This window comes from Streptomyces sp. RGM 3693 (assembly GCF_050471125.1).
Classification (GTDB): domain Bacteria; phylum Actinomycetota; class Actinomycetes; order Streptomycetales; family Streptomycetaceae; genus Streptomyces.
Map to the genome: position 1 here is coordinate 2003711 of NZ_JBMPPQ010000001.1, position 16374 is coordinate 2020084.

Sequence of the window (16374 nt, forward strand, 5' to 3'; positions counted from 1 at the left end):
CATGAGTACCCATCACTCCGACGACGCCGCCACCACCGGCGCCGCCTGGCTCGTCCTCGGCGGTCTGCACCTGCTGAACGGCACCGCCCCGCTCGCCGACACCGACCCGCTCGTCCTGGTGTCGCTGGCAGCCCCGGTCGAGCAGCCGTTCCCGGCCAACACCGTCGTCGTCACCTGGGCGGAGCTGGGCGGCGTCACGCTGTGCGCCCGCACCGCGGCGGGGGCCCCGGGCCCGGTCGTCCAGGCACGGGGCGGCGACCTCTTCCCCCGGATGCTGCCCGGCGCGCCGCTCACCGAGGCGGTGGCAGCGCTCGGCGGCGAGCGCACCGGCGGGCCCCTGGTCCCGCTGTTCTACGTGACCGCGCGGGACGGCCGGGCCCACGTCCACAGCCAGATCCGTTTCCTGGCCGAGGACGCCTGCTTCATCCGCCTCACCGACGAGCCCCTCGCCGCCGCCGACGTGCCGGACCTCGGCTGGCTGCCGGAGGCGGTGCGCCGGCACGCCGAGCAGTTCCTGTTCCTCAACAACCACCAGCGCTACTACCGCAAGTGCTTCAGCGGCCAGGAGCTGGAGTACAAGTACACCCTCGAACCGCCGGTCGACTCCTGGACCCTGACCGTGGAACTCCACCACCGCGTGCTGGACGGCGCCCTGCCCGGCTACGTCATGGAGTACCGGGACGAGTTCCAGGCGTGGGACTACCTCAACCACCTCTTCGAGGTCACCGGCCCCGGAGAGGCCGAGCGCGGCTACGCCTCCTTCATCCCCACCACCGACGGCAAGCACCTGATGAAGCGGAAGTGGTACACCGAGGACGCCTTCCAACGCCGTGAATCCCACACCTACGGCCTCGAACTGACCGACGACGGCGGCTTCGAGCGGCACCTCACCGAAGAACTGCGGGTCGACGCGGTCCGGCTGCCGTCCTTCCGGCGGGTGCGCTACGACATCAACTTCGAGTCGGTGCGCAGCGGACACGTCTACGGCATCTTCTTCGACCACTGCACCCTGGTGGACGCGCGGGACGTCACCCTCAACCAGTGCGAGTTGGAGTACCTCCGCAGCCGTACCGCGGTGGAGCCCGACGAAGCCCTGGTCAAGGAGGAGATGGCACAGCTCGCGGACTGGCTGGAGTCCTTCCTGCGGGAGCACGGCCTCAACGACGAGCGGGGCGTGTACTCCAAGCGCACCTTCCTCAAGGACGCCGTCGCCGCCCGCCCCGAACTGGCCAGGCCGGTGGTCCGATGACGGACACGCCGATCCGCGCCGCGCTCCTGGACCTGGAGGGCACGCTCTACGCGAACGAGCGGGTCATCGAGGGCGCGGTCGCCGCCATCGGCGCGTTACGGGAGCAGGGGGTGGCGCTGCGCTTCCTGACCAACACCGACTCCCGGACGACGGCGGCGATCCACGCCCAACTCACCGGCTACGGACTGCCGGTGCGTCTGGAGGAGCTCTTCACACCCGTTGTGGCGGCCCGGCAGCTGCTGGCCGCCCCCGGGGTCCGCACCTACCCCCTGGTCTCGCGGGCCCTGCGCGACGAGGTGCCGGGCCTGGCGGCCGAACCGCCCTACACCCACGTACTGATCGGCGACTGCCGCGACGTGCTGGACTACACCGCCCTCGACGGCGCGTTCCGGGCCGTGCGGGACGGCGCGGAACTCCTGGCCCTCCAGCGCGGCCGGTACTTCAAGCGCGCGGACGGCGACCACCTGGACACCGGCGCGATCGTCGCGGCCGTCGAGTACGCGGCCGGTACCACCGCCCGCGTGCTGGGCAAACCGGCCGCCGACTTCTTCGCGTTGGCCGTCCGCTCCCTGGGGGTGCCGGTCGAGGCGTGCCTGGTGGTGGGGGACGACGCGAGCACCGACATCGCCGGCGGCAACGCCGCGGGGCTGCGCACCGTACAGGTCCGCACCGGGAAGTACCCGGACCAGCGGGCCGAGGGACTGACCGGCGCGGCCACCCGCACCTGCGACTCCATCGCCGACCTGCCGGCCCTCGTCGCGGAGTGGGGGACGCGGTGACCGTCTACTGGGTCGTCTGGGACGCGGCCGCACACTGGGTGGTGGACCGGCTCGAACGCGAGGGTGCGCTGCCCGCAGTCTCCCGCATGCGGGCGCGCGGCAGCTTCGCCGCGGCCCGCCCGGCCCGCCCCAACTGCCAGACCCCGCCGTCCCTGGCGACGCTCTTCACCGGTGCCTGGCCGAGCGAGCACGGGGTCACCGGCTTCACGGTGCCCGGTGCCGGCGACGGGCTCGTCAGCCACGTCAGCGGCTTCGCGCCGCGGTTCCCCGCCGTGCCACCGGTGTGGGAGTCCGCCTCGGAGCACGACCGGAGCAGCGCCTTCGTCCACGCCCCCTGGGTGTTCCGGGAGACCGGCGGGACCGGGCACTACGTCGACGCGGCGGTGGAGGCGTACAGCCGACGGCTGACCCGGCACGCGGTGTGCCCGGTCGTGTCCGGCGCCGGGACGCAGACCTGGGACATCGGTGCGTTCCGTGCCGAGGTCGAGGCGGTGCCGCAGGACGGGGCGGTACGGGTCCGGACCGCCTGCGCGGACCTGCGGCTCGACGTCGACGGTGACTGGCAGCCGCTGCCGCTGGACGACGCGGGCCACGGCACCTGGGTCGCCTGCGTCCGCACGCCGCAGGAACTGCTGCTGGTGCACACCGGAGTCTGGGACGTGCGCAGCGCCGGCCGGAACAGCCCGCTCGTCCACGAACTGGCGGCCTGCCCGCCCTTCGCCGGCGAAGGGGTGGGCCCGCTCTACCGGGCCGGCGTCTTCGGGCCCCGGCTCGCCGAAGGCGGCGACGGGTCCGCCGAGGAGGTCTTCCTCGCATCGGTGCGGTGCGTGACCCGGGCCTTCGGCGCGGCCACCGACCTGGTGCTGCGCGGCCACACCGCCGACCTGGTCGTCGTCTACCTGCCGATGACCGACGACATCGGCCACGAACTCCTGGGCTGGTGCGACGAGAAGAGCGCCGCCCACCGCCCGGACCTCGCCGACCAGGTGTGGTCGTATCTGCGCCGCTGCTACCAGGACGTCGACGCGATCCTCGGCCGGGTGCTGGATCGGGCGGAGGACGACGACACCGTGGTGCTCGGCGCGGATCACGGCATGGTCGGCAGCACGCACCTGGTGCACGTCAACGACCATCTGGTGCGGGCCGGACTCACCGTGGCGGACGCCGGCGGAGCCCTGGACACCACGCGCTCGTCCGTCCTCTACCACCCGGCCAACAACGGGTCCCTGTGGGCCACCGACCAGGACGACCCGGTGCGTGCCGGGGCGGCCATGGCGCGCGCGGTGGCGTCCCTGCGCACCCTCACCGATCCGGACACCGGGCAGCCGGTGGTCAGCGCCTTCCTCGACCGCCACGGGGACGTACTGGCCGACGGTGTCGACCTGCCGCCCGTGGTGTTCCTCGCGCTCGCCGACGACTACCAGCCCTCGTCCGTACTGCTGGGGGAGGGCCCGGTCGTGCGGCGGCAGCCGAAGACCGGGGCGCACGTGGTCTACACCGGGGACGGCCGACTGCACGCCGTGCACGCCGCCGTCGGCCCCGGCATCCCGGCGGGCGCGGAACCGGACGTCATCGACAACACCGCGCCGGCCCACCTGGTCCTGCGCCAGCTGGGTGTGGCGCCCCCCACGGCCGAGTAGCCGCCGCCCGCTCCCGAATTCGACCGAAGAAGGATGAACCCGATGGGTGCACCCCCCGGATTCCCGCACACCCTGTCCCCGGAGGACCTCACCGCACGCCGCCACGCCCATGTCGCGGACTTCCTCGCCGGCCGCGGACTTGATCCGGACTGGCTCTCCTCGCTGATGCGCGAGCGGGTCGGCGACGGGCAGCTGCTGCTGACCAGCTCCCCCGTGCACGGCCTCGCGAACGCCACCAGCGACCTGGACTTCATCCGCGTCCAGGCGGACGAGATCCACGGCCCGCGCATCTCCACCAAGATCTTCGTCGACGGGCACCACCTGGAGGTGGTGTCCTTCAGCCAGGCCGAACTCGACGCCAACCTCACCGAGTTGGACCGACTGGCCGCCGTGCCGCCGGCCGCGACCGTGGCCGGCTTCCGCGCCTGGGACAAGCAGCGCGAACCGCGCCGCAAGCAGACCGAACGCATCGTCAACGGCATCGCCCTGGACGGCACCGCGCCGTACCTCCCCGCCCTCCCCGCCCTGAGCACTGTCTGGTCCCGGGCCTCCCTGCACACCGCCCTCGAACAGGTCGTGCACACCGCGCTCGCCGAGGCCGCGGGGGAGAGCCGGGGGCGGGTGGGCTATGCCTACAACGCCCTGCTGCACCTGATGGACGCGCTGCTCTCGCACCACGGCGACGTGTACACCACCCGCAAGTGGTACCTGCTGCGCTGGGCCCGGTTCGTTGCCGAGGGCGCCTGGCGGGACGACGGCGTACGCGCGGTGGGCGCGGAGCTGGAACGGCTGCGCACCGACGTCGCCGCCGCACTCGATCCGGCGGCCGCCACCCGGCCGCTGGCCGGGGGGTACGTGACGCTCGCCCAGGAGTGCCTGCGCGCCACCGGCACGGCCGCCTCGGCCACCGTCCGCGTGGAGGTCACCGGCACCCTTCAGCCCTTCCTCCCGGGTGCCGCCCTGCTGGTCGCGCCCGGCGGGAGCGTCGTACTGCCCGGGGTGGGTGACCGACTCCCGCTCACCGGCGACGCGATCGGGCTCGACGAGCTCACGAAGCTCGACGCCCACGCCGCCGCCACCCTGCTGCGGGCCCTGCGGGCGGGTGCGGCGCGACTTGACATCGGCTACCACGGCGAGGAGACGACCGCATGACACCGGACCGGAACCAGGAACAGGACGCGCCCGAGGGCTCCGGCATCGGCGGCCGACTCGCGGTGTTCCCCTCGGTGCGCGGCGGGCACGCCATGCCGACTCCGCAGGCCGTCGAGGCATGGGTGCAGGCCGCCTGGCTCATGCTCGCCGAGGGCCGTGCCTACGTCGAGGACCTGGAGGGCGGCACCGACCAGCCCCAGATGCAACAGGCCGCCAAACTGCGGTTCCTGGAGCAACTCCTCGACATCGACCAGCGCCTCAGTGGCCGGGCACCGGTCGACGACGCGCACTGTCTGGCGGTGGCGCTGGAGTACGGCATGGGGGAGGTGCTCGACGCCTCCGGACCCGAGCTGATCGAGGCGTTCGGCCTCACCGAGGAGTTCGGCGGGAACACCTGCCGGGTCGAGGAGATCCACGTCCTGTGGGAGCGGCTGCTGGCGGCCTTCCCCGGCGAACTGCCCGACCGGCTGGTCGCCGAGGGACAGCGCGACATGCTGCGGACCCTGCGGGAGTGGACCCGACTCGCCCGGGCCGCCGGCCTCGACATCGGATTCCTCGCCCCCTTCATGAAGGCCGCCTGAACAGAGAGGTCTGACCAACGTGCCCGAGATCCATGCAGTGACCCAGCTCGCCGGGCGGTCCGCGGACGAGGCATGGGCGATCGTCAAAGACGCCCGGACCTTCGCGCTCGACGCCGACCACGTGGTCGCCATCCGGGAGCTGCCGTCCACCAACGAGCGGCACCGGTCGTCCGAGTGGACCGTGCTGTTGAACGGCAGCGAGGTGACCTGGGTGCAGGACGAGGCCGCCGGCCCGGGCCTCCAACTGCGCTTCACCCAGACCGCCGGCGACCTGGAGGAGCTGACCGGCGAGTGGCGGGTCGAACAGACCCCGGCCGGCGCGCGGATATCCCTCGCCCTCGCCTTCGAACTCGGCATCGACGGGCTCGCGCCGCTGCTCGATCCCATCTGGGCCCAGTCCTTCCACGCCCACGCCGATGCCCTGCTGCGGGCGGTCGCCGCCCAGGCGCCCGCCGACGGAAAGTGAGCCGAACGTGATCCGGTACCTCAACTTCCTGCACACCACCGTGCGGTTCGACCTCGCCGACGACGCCACCGACGTCTTCGCGCCCGTCCACCGCTTCTTCCGGCACCTGATGGGCGACGCCCCCGCGCAGGAGCCCACCTTCCGTATCGCGGTGCGCGGTTACGACCCGACCGCGGACGTCGACGCCGAGGTCTGGCGGCTGCCGCTCTCCGTCATCCGGCGCAGCAACGCCGCGGAGTTCAACTTCGACGCCCACATCGTGGACCGCGGCGGCCGCCGGCTGTACGTCAACCGTACGACGCTGCTGGACGCCCCCGTCGACGCGCGCAAGGACAACACCTTCCACCTGCGCCTCACCGAGGGATCCGTGGTGCAGGTCCTCGACTTCGTGCGCGACCTGGTCATCCGGCACGAGGAGGACCTCGGCACGGTGGTGCTGCACGCCTCCGGTGCGCACCGGGACGGCGAGGCGGTGATCATCGCCGGGCCGAAGGGCGCGGGCAAGACCACCACCCTGCTGTCGGTGCTGCGCCGCCCCACCTGGCAGTACTTCACCGGCGACAAGCTGTTCTGCACCTTTGAGGACGGCCGCATCACGGTCCACCCGTGGCGTGACTACCCGTACGTGGGGGTCGGCACTATCCGGGCCGACGCCCGGCTGGAGGAGCTCGTCCGCGAACGGGTCGACGCGCGGCTGGACGACTACCAGCCGGGCCACAAGATCCTCATGGACCCGGACGTCTTCGAGTCCTGGCTGGGGTCGGAGTTCTCCGCCGAGCCCAAGCGCCTGGCCGCCCTGTTGCTGCCCGAGGTCGCCCCCGGCCAGCCGCTGACGACCCGTCACCTCACCGACGACAACGAGCGCTGGGCCCACCTCAACAAGATCGTCGACCGGCAGCTGGACACCACCTTCTTCACCTGGCAGACCCACCTGGTCCCCGACTACACCCGCTTCTACCAGTCGCTCGCCAAGCTCCGCACCGCTCTCGACTCGATCGACATGGTGCGCCTGCACGGCACCCTCGACGTCGATCCGGACGCCGTCCTGAACCGGACCGCTCGCCCCGCACAGCCGAAGGAGACCCGATGAGCACCGCCCCCCGCCCCGCACTGAGGGTGTCCGTGATCGGCCTCAGCGGGGTCGGCAAGTCCACCTGCGCCTCGATGATCGAGGAGTTCGCCCGGCAGCGGGGACTGGCCCACACCCGGGTCAAGCTCGCCAAGCCGCTCTACGACCTCCAGGCCGAGGTCTACCGCACGGCCGGGGCGGAACTGCCCGACGGCGCCCAGGACCAGATCCTGATGGAGGCACTGGCCGGCGCCCTGCGCCGGATCCGGCCCGCGTCCCTCGCCGACGACTTCACCCGCCGCCTGGCCGGCACCGACGCCGACCTGGTCATCAACGACGACCTGCGCGACCCGCACGTGGACGCCCCGATACTGCGCGCGCAGGGCTTCCGCGTACTGCGGATCGTCTGCGACGAGGACCTGCGGCAAAAGCGCCTCGCGGAACGCGGCGACCCGACCCGGGCCGAATCCTCGACCCGGGAGCTCGATCTCATCGAGCCGGACGCCGTCCTCGACAACGGAGCGGGGCTCGACGCCTACCGCACCGCCGTCCACCAGGTGCTGGGGAGTTGGCTGTGATCCTGAGCGGGCCCGAGATCCTGTCCGAGGTGCGGGCGGGACGCATCCAGATCGACGACTTCGACCCCGAGCGCCTGGAGCCCAACAGCTACGGGTTCCGGCTGGCGGAGGACATCCTCTGGTACGACGACGACGTCATCGACTGCTTCACGCCCCCGAAGGCCCAGCACGCGACGATGGGCCCCGAGGGCATGGTCCTCGAACCGGGACGGTTCTACCTCGGCGGCACCATGGAGGCCATGGGCAGCCCGCACTACGCGGCCACCCTCTACGCCTGCCGGTCGGCGTCCACCCTGGGCATCTGGATCCAGTTCTCCGCCCCGCTGGGGCACAGCGGGGCGGTCTTCCCGTGGACGCTGGAGATGAAGGTCGCCCACCCGGTCCGCGTCTACCCCGGGATGCTGATCGGGAAGTTGGCGTTCTGGGCGATGCAGGGCGAAGCCGTCGGCTACCTCGGCAAGTACACCGGATCGGCCTCGGCGGTCGCCTCCCGGCTGAGCCTGGAGGACCCGCGTGTCACAGGGTGACCTGTGCCGGACCCTGGCCGCCCTGCTGCTCCTGCTGCTCGCCGCGCACCTGGTGGGCCGGCTCTTCGCCAGGTTCCGGCAGCCGCCCGTGATCGGCGAGATCCTCGGGGGTCTGCTGCTGGGCCCCACCCTGCTGGGGCAGCTCGCCCCGCGGGTGGAGCACTGGCTCTTCCCGCGGCAAGGCCCGGTGGCCACCTGCCTGGAGCTGGTCTACCAACTCGGCATGCTGCTGCTGATGTTCCTGGCCGGCCTGGAGATGCGGACCGTCATCTCCCGCCGGGACGGCCGCGCCGTCGGGCTGATCGCGGTGGTGGGCATGGCGGTGCCGTTCGCGTTCGGGCTGCTGCTGGCCAAGGTCGTCGACCTGTCGGACCAGCTCGGCCCGGCGCGGAACACCACGGCCCTCACGCTGATCATCGCCTGCGGCATCGCGATCACCAGCATCCCGGTCATCTCGCGGATCATGATGGACCTGGGACTGATCAACACGCCCTTCGCCCGTGTGGTCCTGTCCGTCGCCGCGCTGGAGGACATCGTCCTGAACGTGGTGATCTCCATCGCCGTCGGCATGGTGAGCGGCACCGGCCCACACGCCTTCGGGCTGGCGTCCGAGCTGGGGATCACGTCGACGGGCGCCTCCGCGGCCTACCACTCCCTCGCGTCGATGGCCTTCCTCGGGCTCGTCGCCCTGCTCGGCCTGCTGATCCGCCGGATGGCCCGCGCCCGCGGCGGCACGGGGGCGGTGAACGGACTGGCGGTGCGCGTCGCCGCCGTGCTGGCCGCCGCCGCCCTGTGCACCTACCTCGGCGTGGCGCCCATGTACGGCGCCTTCGTCGTCGGGCTGATGTCCAGCGTGGGCGGCCGGTCGGCGGCGACGGCGGACTCCCTGAAGAGCGTGCGCGGTTTCGCCACCGGCTTCTTCATCCCGATCTACTTCGCGGTGGTGGGCCTCCGGCTCGACCTGGTGCACGACGTCGATCCCGGTTTCACGGTCGCCTTCATCGCGGTGGCCTGCGTCGTCAAGGCGGTCAGCGTGTACCTCGGCGCCCGTCTCGCGCGGCAGTCCGCGGTGGCCCTGAACGCCCGGGGCGGCCCCGGCATCGTCCTGGCCACCGTCGCCCTCGACGCGCACATCGTCAACTCCGGTATGTTCACCACCCTTGTGCTCACCGCCGTCAGCACCTCTCTCCTCGCCGGTTGGTGGCTCGAACGGGCCATTGCCCAGGGGCAGTTGTCGACGCATCCCGCACCACCCGCACCAGCCAGGCAGTCACAGGAACAAGGAGTCCCGACGTGAGCAGCGCACCGCACCCCCGGCCCGTCGTCGCCCTCGTCGACGCCTACTCCACTGCCAGTCACTTCGCCCCGCTCTTCCACGCGCGGGGATACGACTGCCTGCACGTGCAGAGCATGCCGTCCCCGCCGGCCGCCTTCACCGCGTCCTTCCGGCCGGCGGACTTCATCGGGACGGTCCTGCACCGCGGTGACGTGGCCGAAACGCTGGCCGCGGTCCGGCCGTACGCCCCGACCGCCCTGCTCGCCGGCGCCGAGATCGGCGTCGAACTGGCCGACGTCCTCAGCGAAGCACTGGGGCTGCGCACCAACGGCACCGACCTGAGCAGCGCCCGGCGGGACAAGTCCCGTATGCAGGAGACCGTCAGGGCCGCCGGTCTGCCAGTCGCCGACCAGATCCTGGCGATCGACCTCGACACCCTCCTCGACTGGTACGGGACCGCCCCCCGGCGGGTCGTCCTCAAGCCGGTGCGCAGCGCCCTCAACGACGGGGTGACCTTCTGCGACGACGCCGACGAGGTCCGCGCCGCCTTCACCCACCTGATGGGCATGCAGAGCGCCGTCGGCCAGCGGAACGACGCGGTGCTCGCCCAGGAGTACCTGGTGGGCGCCGAGTACTACGTGAACACCGTCAGCCTCGACGGCAAGCACTACGTCTGCGACCTCTGGAAGACCCAACACCTCGGCGTCAACGGGGTGCGCGACCTCCTCGGCGGCTCCCAGCTGATGCCGCGCAACGGCCCCGAACAGGACCAACTCGTCGGCTACGCCGGCGCCGTACTGGACGCCCTCGGCGTGCGCAACGGCCCCGCGCACACCGAACTCAAACTGACGCCGCGGGGCCCCCGGCTGATCGAGACCGGCGCCCGGGTCTGCGGGGCCATGCTGCCACTGCTCACCCGCGCCGCCCTCGACGAGAGCCAGTTGGAGTGGACGGTGGCGGCCTACGCCGACCCGGCCGACTTCCTCGCCCGGTGGGAGACCGACTACGAGGTGAAGCGGCACGCCGTCTGCGTGAACATGATCGCGCCGAGCGGCGGCAAGCTCGCCGCCTACCCCCGCCTCGCCGAACTCCAGGCCCTGGAGAGCTACCACGACGTGCTGCTGAAGGTCGCCCCCGGCGACGAGATCTCCCGCACCGTCAACGACCTGACCTACCCGATGCTGGTCCACCTCGTCCACGAGGTCGAAGGCACCGTCACCCACGACTACATGACGGCCCGCTACCTCGACGGGGAGGGCTTCTACGATGTCGTCTGACCGTCCGACGGCGGCCGACCGCCCCGAGCCGACGGTGCTGGCACAGCTCAGCGATCTGCACCTGGACGGCGGGCCGCGCGCCTCCGAACGCGCTCGGGCCGTGGTGTCGTACCTGCTGGGCCTGCCGGGGACGCTCGACGGCGTTCTGGTCACCGGTGACATCGCCGACCACGGGACGGACGACGAGTACCGGCAGGCGGCGAAGCTCCTGGCACCCCTGGCCGACCGGTACCCGCTGCTGCTCTGCCCGGGCAACCACGACGCCCGGGAGCCGTTCCGCCGCATCCTGCTCGGCGGCCACGAACCGGGCGGCGCGGCGGTCAACCAGGTCCGGGACCTCGCCGGCACCCGCGTCGTACTGTGCGACTCGTCGATCCCCGGGCGCGCCGAGGGCCGGTTGGAGGCCCAGACGCTGGAGTGGCTCGACGCGACGCTGGCCGCCGCACCACACCTGCCGGCCCTGGTCGCCCTGCACCATCCGCCCGTCGACCTCGGCCTACCGTACATCGACCGGATCGCCCTGCGCGAGGCCGATCGGCTGGCCGCGGTGCTGGGCCGCCATCCGCAGGTCACCGCCGTCCTGTGCGGCCATGCCCACACGGCGGCGGCCACGACCTTCGCGGGGCTGCCGCTGGTGTGCGCCCCCGGAGTGGCCTCGACGGCCCTCATGCCCTGGGAACAGGAGCCGGGCCGGTCGTGGAAGACCGAGGACGCCGACCCGGCGCTCACCTTCCACCTCCTGCGCGAGGGGCGGCTGACCAGCCACCAAAGGACCGTTCCCGTCGGCTGAACCGACCGACGGGGAGACCGGGCCGCCGCACCCGGCCCCGTACCCGCACCACCGCACCAACCCCTCTTCTGGAGACCTGATGCAGCGACCTCGACCGCGCGCCGCCGACGACCGCCCCCTGCTGGTGCTCATCTCGACCGGCCCGCACAAGTACCGGGAGTACCTCCTCGCGGCCATCAGCACGCGCTACCGCATCCACCTCGTCAACACCGCGGAGCCGAGCTGGGAGCTCCCCTACCTGGCCGGCAGCACGCTCGTGCCCACCACCGAGCTGGCCGTGGTCTCCGAGGCGGTCGCCGAGGTCGTCGCGCGCGAGCCGGTGCACGGCGTGCTGAGCTGGGACGAGGCCCGGGTCCACCAGGCCGCCGCGGTCGCCACCGAACTGGGTCTGCCGACCACCCCCGCCGACCACGTCTGGCGGTGCCGCGACAAGCACCAGAGCCGTTCCGCACTGGCCGGCGCCGGAGTGCCTCAGCCGGCCTTCGCCCTGGTGGGCACGGTCGAGGAGGCACTGGCCGCGGCGGACCGGATCGGCTACCCGGTGGTGGTCAAACCCCGGGCGGCCGCGGCCAGTTACGGGGTCTCCCTGGTTCGGACCCCGGAGCGGATGACCGAGTTCTTCGGCTTCGCGGACCGGGCCACCGTGCCGCACATGCCCGACTACGACCAGGGCGTCCTGGTCGAGGAGTTCCTCGACGGGCCCGAGGTGAGCGTGGACTCCGTGGTCGTCGGCGGCAAGGTCCGCCCGCTGTTCGTCGGCCACAAGCGCACCGGCTACCCGCCCTACTTCGAGGAGACCGGCCACGTGGTCGCGCACCGCGACCCGCTCCTGGCGGACCCGGCGTTCCTGGAGGTGCTCCAGGACACCCACACCGCGCTCGGCTTCACCGACGGCTGGACCCACGCCGAACTCAAGCTCACCCCCGAGCCCAAGGTCATCGAGGTCAACGCCCGGCTCGGCGGCGACCTGATCCCCTACCTCGGCAGCCTGGCCTCCGGCATCGACCCGGGCCTGATCGCCGCCGCCGTGGCTTGCGGCGAGGAGCCGGAGATCACCGTGGCGCGGGACCTGGTGGCGGCCGTGCGGTTCCTGCACGCCGACCACGACGACACCGTCATCGACAGCGTGGACTTCGACACCGCCGCGCTGCCGCCCGAGATAGACCGGGCCGTGGTGCTGGTCGGCCCCGGCGACACCGTCTCGCCGCCCCCGCGCGGGCTGCTGACCGGCCGGGTCGCCTACGTCACTGCGGTGGCCCCGACGGCCGAGCGGTGCGAGGCCGCCCTCGACGCGGCGGCCGCGGCACTGCGCATCGTCGAGCGACACCCGGACGACGCCCGATGAGCGACGTCACCGCGGCCAAGCAGCCCAAGCAGCCGAAGCGGTCCAAGCCGCCCAAGCAGTCCGGGAACAGCACGGCGGACGCCGGGGTCCTGGCCACCTTCGCCGGGTCGCCGTTCGCGGTGAAGGCCCTGCTGTTCGGCGTCCTGGTCAACAAGCTGGGCGGCTTCCTCCAGGTCTTCCTCGTACTGTTCATGACCAACCGGGGGTTCACCGCCGTCCAGGGCGGCACGGCACTGGGCGTCTACGGCTTCGGCTCGGTGCTCGGCGTGCTCATCGGCGGGACCCTGAGCGACCGCATCGGGGCCCGCCGGACCATCGTGCTGGGCATGGCCGGGACCGCGGCGCTGCTGGTCGCCGTGCTGCACGTCACGCTGTACCCGGTGCTGCTGGGGTCCGTGGGACTGGCCGGACTGATCAGCCAGGTGTACCGGCCGGCCGCCGCCGCCTACATCGCCGCACTGACCCCCGGCCACCGCCAGGTGATGGTGACCGCGATGTACCGCCTGGCCCTCAACCTCGGCACCACGGCGGCCCCGCTGCTCGGCACGCTCCTGGTGGCGGTCTCCTACGACCTGCTGTTCTACGGGGAGGCCGCCGCGGCTCTCGCCTACGCCGTGGTGGTCCTGGTGGCCCTGCCGCGCACCGCGACTCCGCACCCGGAGACCCCGTCCACCGCAGCCGCCACCGCCGCACCTCCCCGGGCCACTTACCGCACGGTGCTGCGGGACCGCCGCTACGTCGCCTACCTGCTGGCGATGCTGCTCAACTCGGCGGTCTACATCCAGTCCCTGAGCACCCTGCCGCTGGCGATCCGCGCGGAGGGCTACAGCACGTTCTGGTACGGGGCGATGGTCGCCGTCAACGGAGCGGTGGTGATCTGCTTCGAACTGCTGATGACCAAGGTCGTCCAGAGCTGGCGCATCCGCACCGTGCTGACCGTCGGCTTCATCCTGCTGGGCTCCGGTATGGCGCTGTACGCCCTGCCGGGCGGCCTGGGCGTCTTCTTCGCCGGCACGCTGCTGTGGACGCTGGCGGAGATCATCGAAGGCCCCACCATGTTCGCCTATCCGGCCGTGGCCGCCCCCGCCCAGGCGGGCGGACGGTACGTCGGTGCGGCGCACGCCATGTTCGGCATCGGCACCGCCGTCGGCCCGGTCATGGGCGTCGCCCTGTGGACCGGCATGGGGCGCAGTGCCTGGGCCGTCCTGGGCGCGATCTCCGTACTGGCCCTCCTCCCGGCCTGGTTCGGGGTGGGCAGGCTGGGATCCGTCGCCTCGTTGAAGGACGACGGCTGACGCCACGCACCCCTTTGGCCACCGCGGAACGCGTCCACCGACGCACCCTCCGCCGCCCCCGCACCGGCACCGCGGAGCACCCTTCCCCGCCGGCCCCACCCCACCCCACGAGGGAGAACGTCTTGTCACCCACCGACGCCGCCACCCAGGCGAAGCCGACCGCAACGCACGACCGCCGGGTCGCCACGCCCCGCCGCTTCCTGATGTGCCCGCCCCGGCACTTCGACGTGACCTACTCCATCAACCCGTGGATGGACCCGGCCAAACCGGTCGACGGTGAGCTCGCCCTCGCCCAGTGGACCGAACTCGGCAATCTGTACCGGGAGTTGGGGCACACCGTCGAGGTGATCGAGCCGGTTCCCGGCCTGCCCGACATGGTCTTCGCAGCGAACGGCGCCACCGTCGTCGACGGCCGGGTGTTCGGTGCCCGGTTCCGGCACGCCGAGCGGACGGCCGAGGGCCCCGCCTACCTCTCCTGGTTCGTCGCGCAGGGCTACGCCGACGTCTACTGGCCCGAGCACATCAACGAGGGGGAGGGCGACTACCTCGTCGTGGGCCGGAAGGTGCTGGCCGGCACCGGATTCCGGACGGACCCGCGCTCGCACGCCGAGGCCCAGGAGTTCTTCGGTCTGCCGGTCATCGGCCTGACCCTGGTGAACCCCGAGTTCTACCACCTGGACACCGCGCTCGCGGTGCTCTCCGACGACGAGGTCATGTACTACCCCGAGGCGTTCACCCCGGGCAGCCAGGCGGTGCTGCGCGAACTGTTCCCCGACGCGATCCGCGCCACCGCCGAGGACGCCGCGGTCTTCGGCCTCAATGCGCTCTCGGACGGCCGACACGTCCTGCTGCCGGCCGCCGCGGTCAACCTCAAGCGGCAACTGGCCGCCCGCGGGTTCGAGCCGATCGGCGCCGAACTGGGCGAACTGCTCAAGGCCGGCGGCAGCGTGAAGTGCTGCACCCTGGAGCTCCGCCCGGAGCGGTAGGCGGCCGCGCGCCGGAGCCCGGGCGACGCTCGATCGGGCGTCGCCCGGGCTCCCGCCCGCCACCGGGCAGCACTCACCACGCTCGCCCTCGAACGTGACCGAAATTCTCCCTCTGCCCCGTCAAAATTCCGCATGGAGAACGCAAAGTGGGCCGGCCGCCGGCTGCCGTGACCTCAGCTGAGGAGCGGTCGCAAGGGCGGCCCGGAAAGCCGTCGGAAAGGACGGTCGGACGCGCACCACAACGCCGTCCCGACGACCGCTCGTTGTGCGTCCTATTCGTGCATGGCCAGCAAATATCCGGCCTGAAAACGGCTTTCGGCGCCGAGCGTGGCCATGACCTCGGCCACATGTCTCCGACAGGTGCGCACCGACATACCCAGCCGTCGGGCGACGGCCGCATCCGTCATACCGGCGGTGAGCAGACGAATTATCGCCTCTTTCAGGTCGTTGGTGATTTCCGGCTGTGTTTCGGAATCGACCGAGAACGGTACGGCGGTCAACCACATGTGTTCGTACACATCGGTGAGGAAGGCCACGACATGCGGATCCCGGACGAGCACCGCGGCATCCTGATTCTGCGGAACCGCGAACAGCGCGCATTCCCGGTCGAAGACCAGGAAACGCATGAACTGGTCGTCCAGGGTGCGCACCTGCGCACCGAGCCGGGACACCTGCTCGACGTACGACTGCGTCCCCAGGCTCGATCGGGCCGTGTGCTGGTAGAGCATGCGCATCTCGACGCCCCTGCCCAGCGTCTCGAAGTCGCGGGGTGCCGCCTCGGTGAGCACGTCCTCACGGCGTCCACCGCCCGGCTGTGCGGTCAGTATCTCCCGCTTGGCGCGCGCCGAGAGTTCGGTGATCGTCATCCGGACCTCGGCGAGGTTCTCGATCAGCTCGATCTGCCCGCGGCCGCCCCCGTGGGCGTGGGCGTCGAATGCCGAGGCGAACGACATCATCCGCCGCCGCGCCTTCTCGATCCGTAACCGCCGGGTGTGCATCTCGTGTTCCAGCGGCCCGATGACACGACTCACCGCCTCATGGGGGGACACCGCGACAAATCCCCCTCCCGGACTGTGCCGTAGCAGTCCTAACGCGGTGAGTTCGGTGAGTGCGGCAGCTGTTTTCGCCAGGGGAAGGTCGAGTTCGATGGCTATCGCGGCTGCGTCGGCTTCTTCACCGAATGAGCCGCACACGGAGCCGTAGACCATCCGCAGGAATTCATCATCGGGTGAATTCTGCCCAACGTCCGGTGTGGCGTTCATCGTTCCCCTTTCGTGAGCGCGACAACATGCCGCCCGGCAGCGTGTGCGGCTTCCACCCGAGATGCGGACATCGTTGTGCGGCAGTGGTCAGGGTAAGCGATC

General features: G+C 71.7%; 16 protein-coding genes. 15 read left to right on the forward strand and 1 reads right to left on the reverse strand.

Features of this window, described 5'->3' with window-relative positions; genetic code table 11:
• Position 1: 1 nt before the first annotated feature.
• From ACO0M4_RS08510 to ddaH, 15 genes are all read left to right on the forward strand, one after another.
• Positions 2-1249: a hypothetical protein gene (locus ACO0M4_RS08510; RefSeq protein ID WP_430369135.1), complete on the forward strand. Its 1248-nt coding sequence runs from the start codon at positions 2-4 to the stop codon at positions 1247-1249.
• Complete coding sequence (locus tag ACO0M4_RS08515) at positions 1246-2028, forward strand: HAD-IIA family hydrolase (protein WP_430369136.1); 783 nt, start codon at positions 1246-1248, stop codon at positions 2026-2028. The genes ACO0M4_RS08510 and ACO0M4_RS08515 overlap by 4 nt, the downstream gene beginning before the upstream one ends.
• Positions 2025-3668, forward strand: coding sequence for an alkaline phosphatase family protein (locus ACO0M4_RS08520; protein WP_430369137.1), 1644 nt, complete (start codon positions 2025-2027; stop codon positions 3666-3668). The genes ACO0M4_RS08515 and ACO0M4_RS08520 overlap by 4 nt, the downstream gene beginning before the upstream one ends.
• A 42-nt stretch (positions 3669-3710) precedes the next feature.
• The gene (locus ACO0M4_RS08525) at positions 3711-4820 is read left to right on the forward strand and encodes a DUF6001 family protein (RefSeq protein ID WP_430369138.1); all 1110 of its coding nucleotides are present in this window, start codon (positions 3711-3713) and stop codon (positions 4818-4820) included.
• Entirely contained in the window at positions 4817-5401 is a 585-nt protein-coding gene (locus ACO0M4_RS08530) for a DUF6031 family protein (protein WP_430369139.1), read from the forward strand. The genes ACO0M4_RS08525 and ACO0M4_RS08530 overlap by 4 nt, the downstream gene beginning before the upstream one ends.
• Before the next feature lie 19 nt (positions 5402-5420).
• On the forward strand, positions 5421-5867 hold the full coding sequence (locus ACO0M4_RS08535) for an SRPBCC family protein (protein ID WP_430369140.1): 447 nt from the start codon (positions 5421-5423) through the stop codon (positions 5865-5867).
• Positions 5868-5874: 7 nt separating this feature from the next.
• The gene (locus ACO0M4_RS08540; protein WP_430369141.1) at positions 5875-6957 is read left to right on the forward strand and encodes a hypothetical protein; all 1083 of its coding nucleotides are present in this window, start codon (positions 5875-5877) and stop codon (positions 6955-6957) included.
• Positions 6954-7514: a hypothetical protein gene (locus ACO0M4_RS08545; RefSeq protein ID WP_430369142.1), complete on the forward strand. Its 561-nt coding sequence runs from the start codon at positions 6954-6956 to the stop codon at positions 7512-7514. The genes ACO0M4_RS08540 and ACO0M4_RS08545 overlap by 4 nt, the downstream gene beginning before the upstream one ends.
• Positions 7511-8041, forward strand: a complete 531-nt coding sequence (locus ACO0M4_RS08550; RefSeq protein WP_430371303.1) for a dCTP deaminase — start codon at positions 7511-7513, stop codon at positions 8039-8041. The genes ACO0M4_RS08545 and ACO0M4_RS08550 overlap by 4 nt, the downstream gene beginning before the upstream one ends.
• A complete protein-coding gene (locus ACO0M4_RS08555) occupies positions 8028-9338 on the forward strand; it encodes a cation:proton antiporter (protein ID WP_430369143.1) in 1311 nt (436 codons plus the stop codon). The genes ACO0M4_RS08550 and ACO0M4_RS08555 overlap by 14 nt, the downstream gene beginning before the upstream one ends.
• Positions 9335-10594 (forward strand): ATP-grasp domain-containing protein, encoded by a 1260-nt coding sequence (locus ACO0M4_RS08560; RefSeq protein ID WP_430369144.1) that lies wholly within the window; start codon positions 9335-9337, stop codon positions 10592-10594. Before ACO0M4_RS08555 ends, ACO0M4_RS08560 begins: the two co-directional genes overlap by 4 nt.
• Complete coding sequence (locus tag ACO0M4_RS08565) at positions 10584-11384, forward strand: metallophosphoesterase (RefSeq protein ID WP_430369145.1); 801 nt, start codon at positions 10584-10586, stop codon at positions 11382-11384. The genes ACO0M4_RS08560 and ACO0M4_RS08565 overlap by 11 nt, the downstream gene beginning before the upstream one ends.
• Positions 11385-11463: 79 nt before the next feature.
• Positions 11464-12729, forward strand: coding sequence for an ATP-grasp domain-containing protein (locus ACO0M4_RS08570; protein ID WP_430369146.1), 1266 nt, complete (start codon positions 11464-11466; stop codon positions 12727-12729).
• Complete coding sequence (locus ACO0M4_RS08575) at positions 12726-14024, forward strand: MFS transporter (RefSeq protein WP_430369147.1); 1299 nt, start codon at positions 12726-12728, stop codon at positions 14022-14024. Before ACO0M4_RS08570 ends, ACO0M4_RS08575 begins: the two co-directional genes overlap by 4 nt.
• Before the next feature lie 122 nt (positions 14025-14146).
• A complete protein-coding gene (gene ddaH, locus ACO0M4_RS08580) occupies positions 14147-15010 on the forward strand; it encodes a dimethylargininase (protein WP_430369148.1) in 864 nt (287 codons plus the stop codon).
• A 272-nt stretch (positions 15011-15282) separates the two neighbouring features.
• Here the strand turns inward: ddaH and ACO0M4_RS08585 are convergent, their stop codons facing one another.
• Complete coding sequence (locus ACO0M4_RS08585) at positions 15283-16272, reverse strand: LuxR C-terminal-related transcriptional regulator (RefSeq protein ID WP_430369149.1); 990 nt, start codon at positions 16270-16272, stop codon at positions 15283-15285.
• Positions 16273-16374: the final 102 nt, after the last annotated feature.

What these genes read in the sequence shown, in the direction of transcription:
- ACO0M4_RS08510 (WP_430369135.1), top strand. Translation starts at nt 2, where the DNA reads ATGAGTACCCATCACTCCGACGACGCCGCCACCACCGGCGCCGCCTGG.
- ACO0M4_RS08515 (WP_430369136.1), top strand. Translation starts at nt 1,246, where the DNA reads ATGACGGACACGCCGATCCGCGCCGCGCTCCTGGACCTGGAGGGCACG.
- ACO0M4_RS08525 (WP_430369138.1), top strand. Translation starts at nt 3,711, where the DNA reads ATGGGTGCACCCCCCGGATTCCCGCACACCCTGTCCCCGGAGGACCTC.
- ACO0M4_RS08530 (WP_430369139.1), top strand. Translation starts at nt 4,817, where the DNA reads ATGACACCGGACCGGAACCAGGAACAGGACGCGCCCGAGGGCTCCGGC.
- ACO0M4_RS08545 (WP_430369142.1), top strand. Translation starts at nt 6,954, where the DNA reads ATGAGCACCGCCCCCCGCCCCGCACTGAGGGTGTCCGTGATCGGCCTC.
- ACO0M4_RS08565 (WP_430369145.1), top strand. Translation starts at nt 10,584, where the DNA reads ATGTCGTCTGACCGTCCGACGGCGGCCGACCGCCCCGAGCCGACGGTG.
- ACO0M4_RS08570 (WP_430369146.1), top strand. Translation starts at nt 11,464, where the DNA reads ATGCAGCGACCTCGACCGCGCGCCGCCGACGACCGCCCCCTGCTGGTG.
- ACO0M4_RS08575 (WP_430369147.1), top strand. Translation starts at nt 12,726, where the DNA reads ATGAGCGACGTCACCGCGGCCAAGCAGCCCAAGCAGCCGAAGCGGTCC.
- ACO0M4_RS08585 (WP_430369149.1), bottom strand. Translation starts at nt 16,272, where the DNA reads ATGAACGCCACACCGGACGTTGGGCAGAATTCACCCGATGATGAATTC.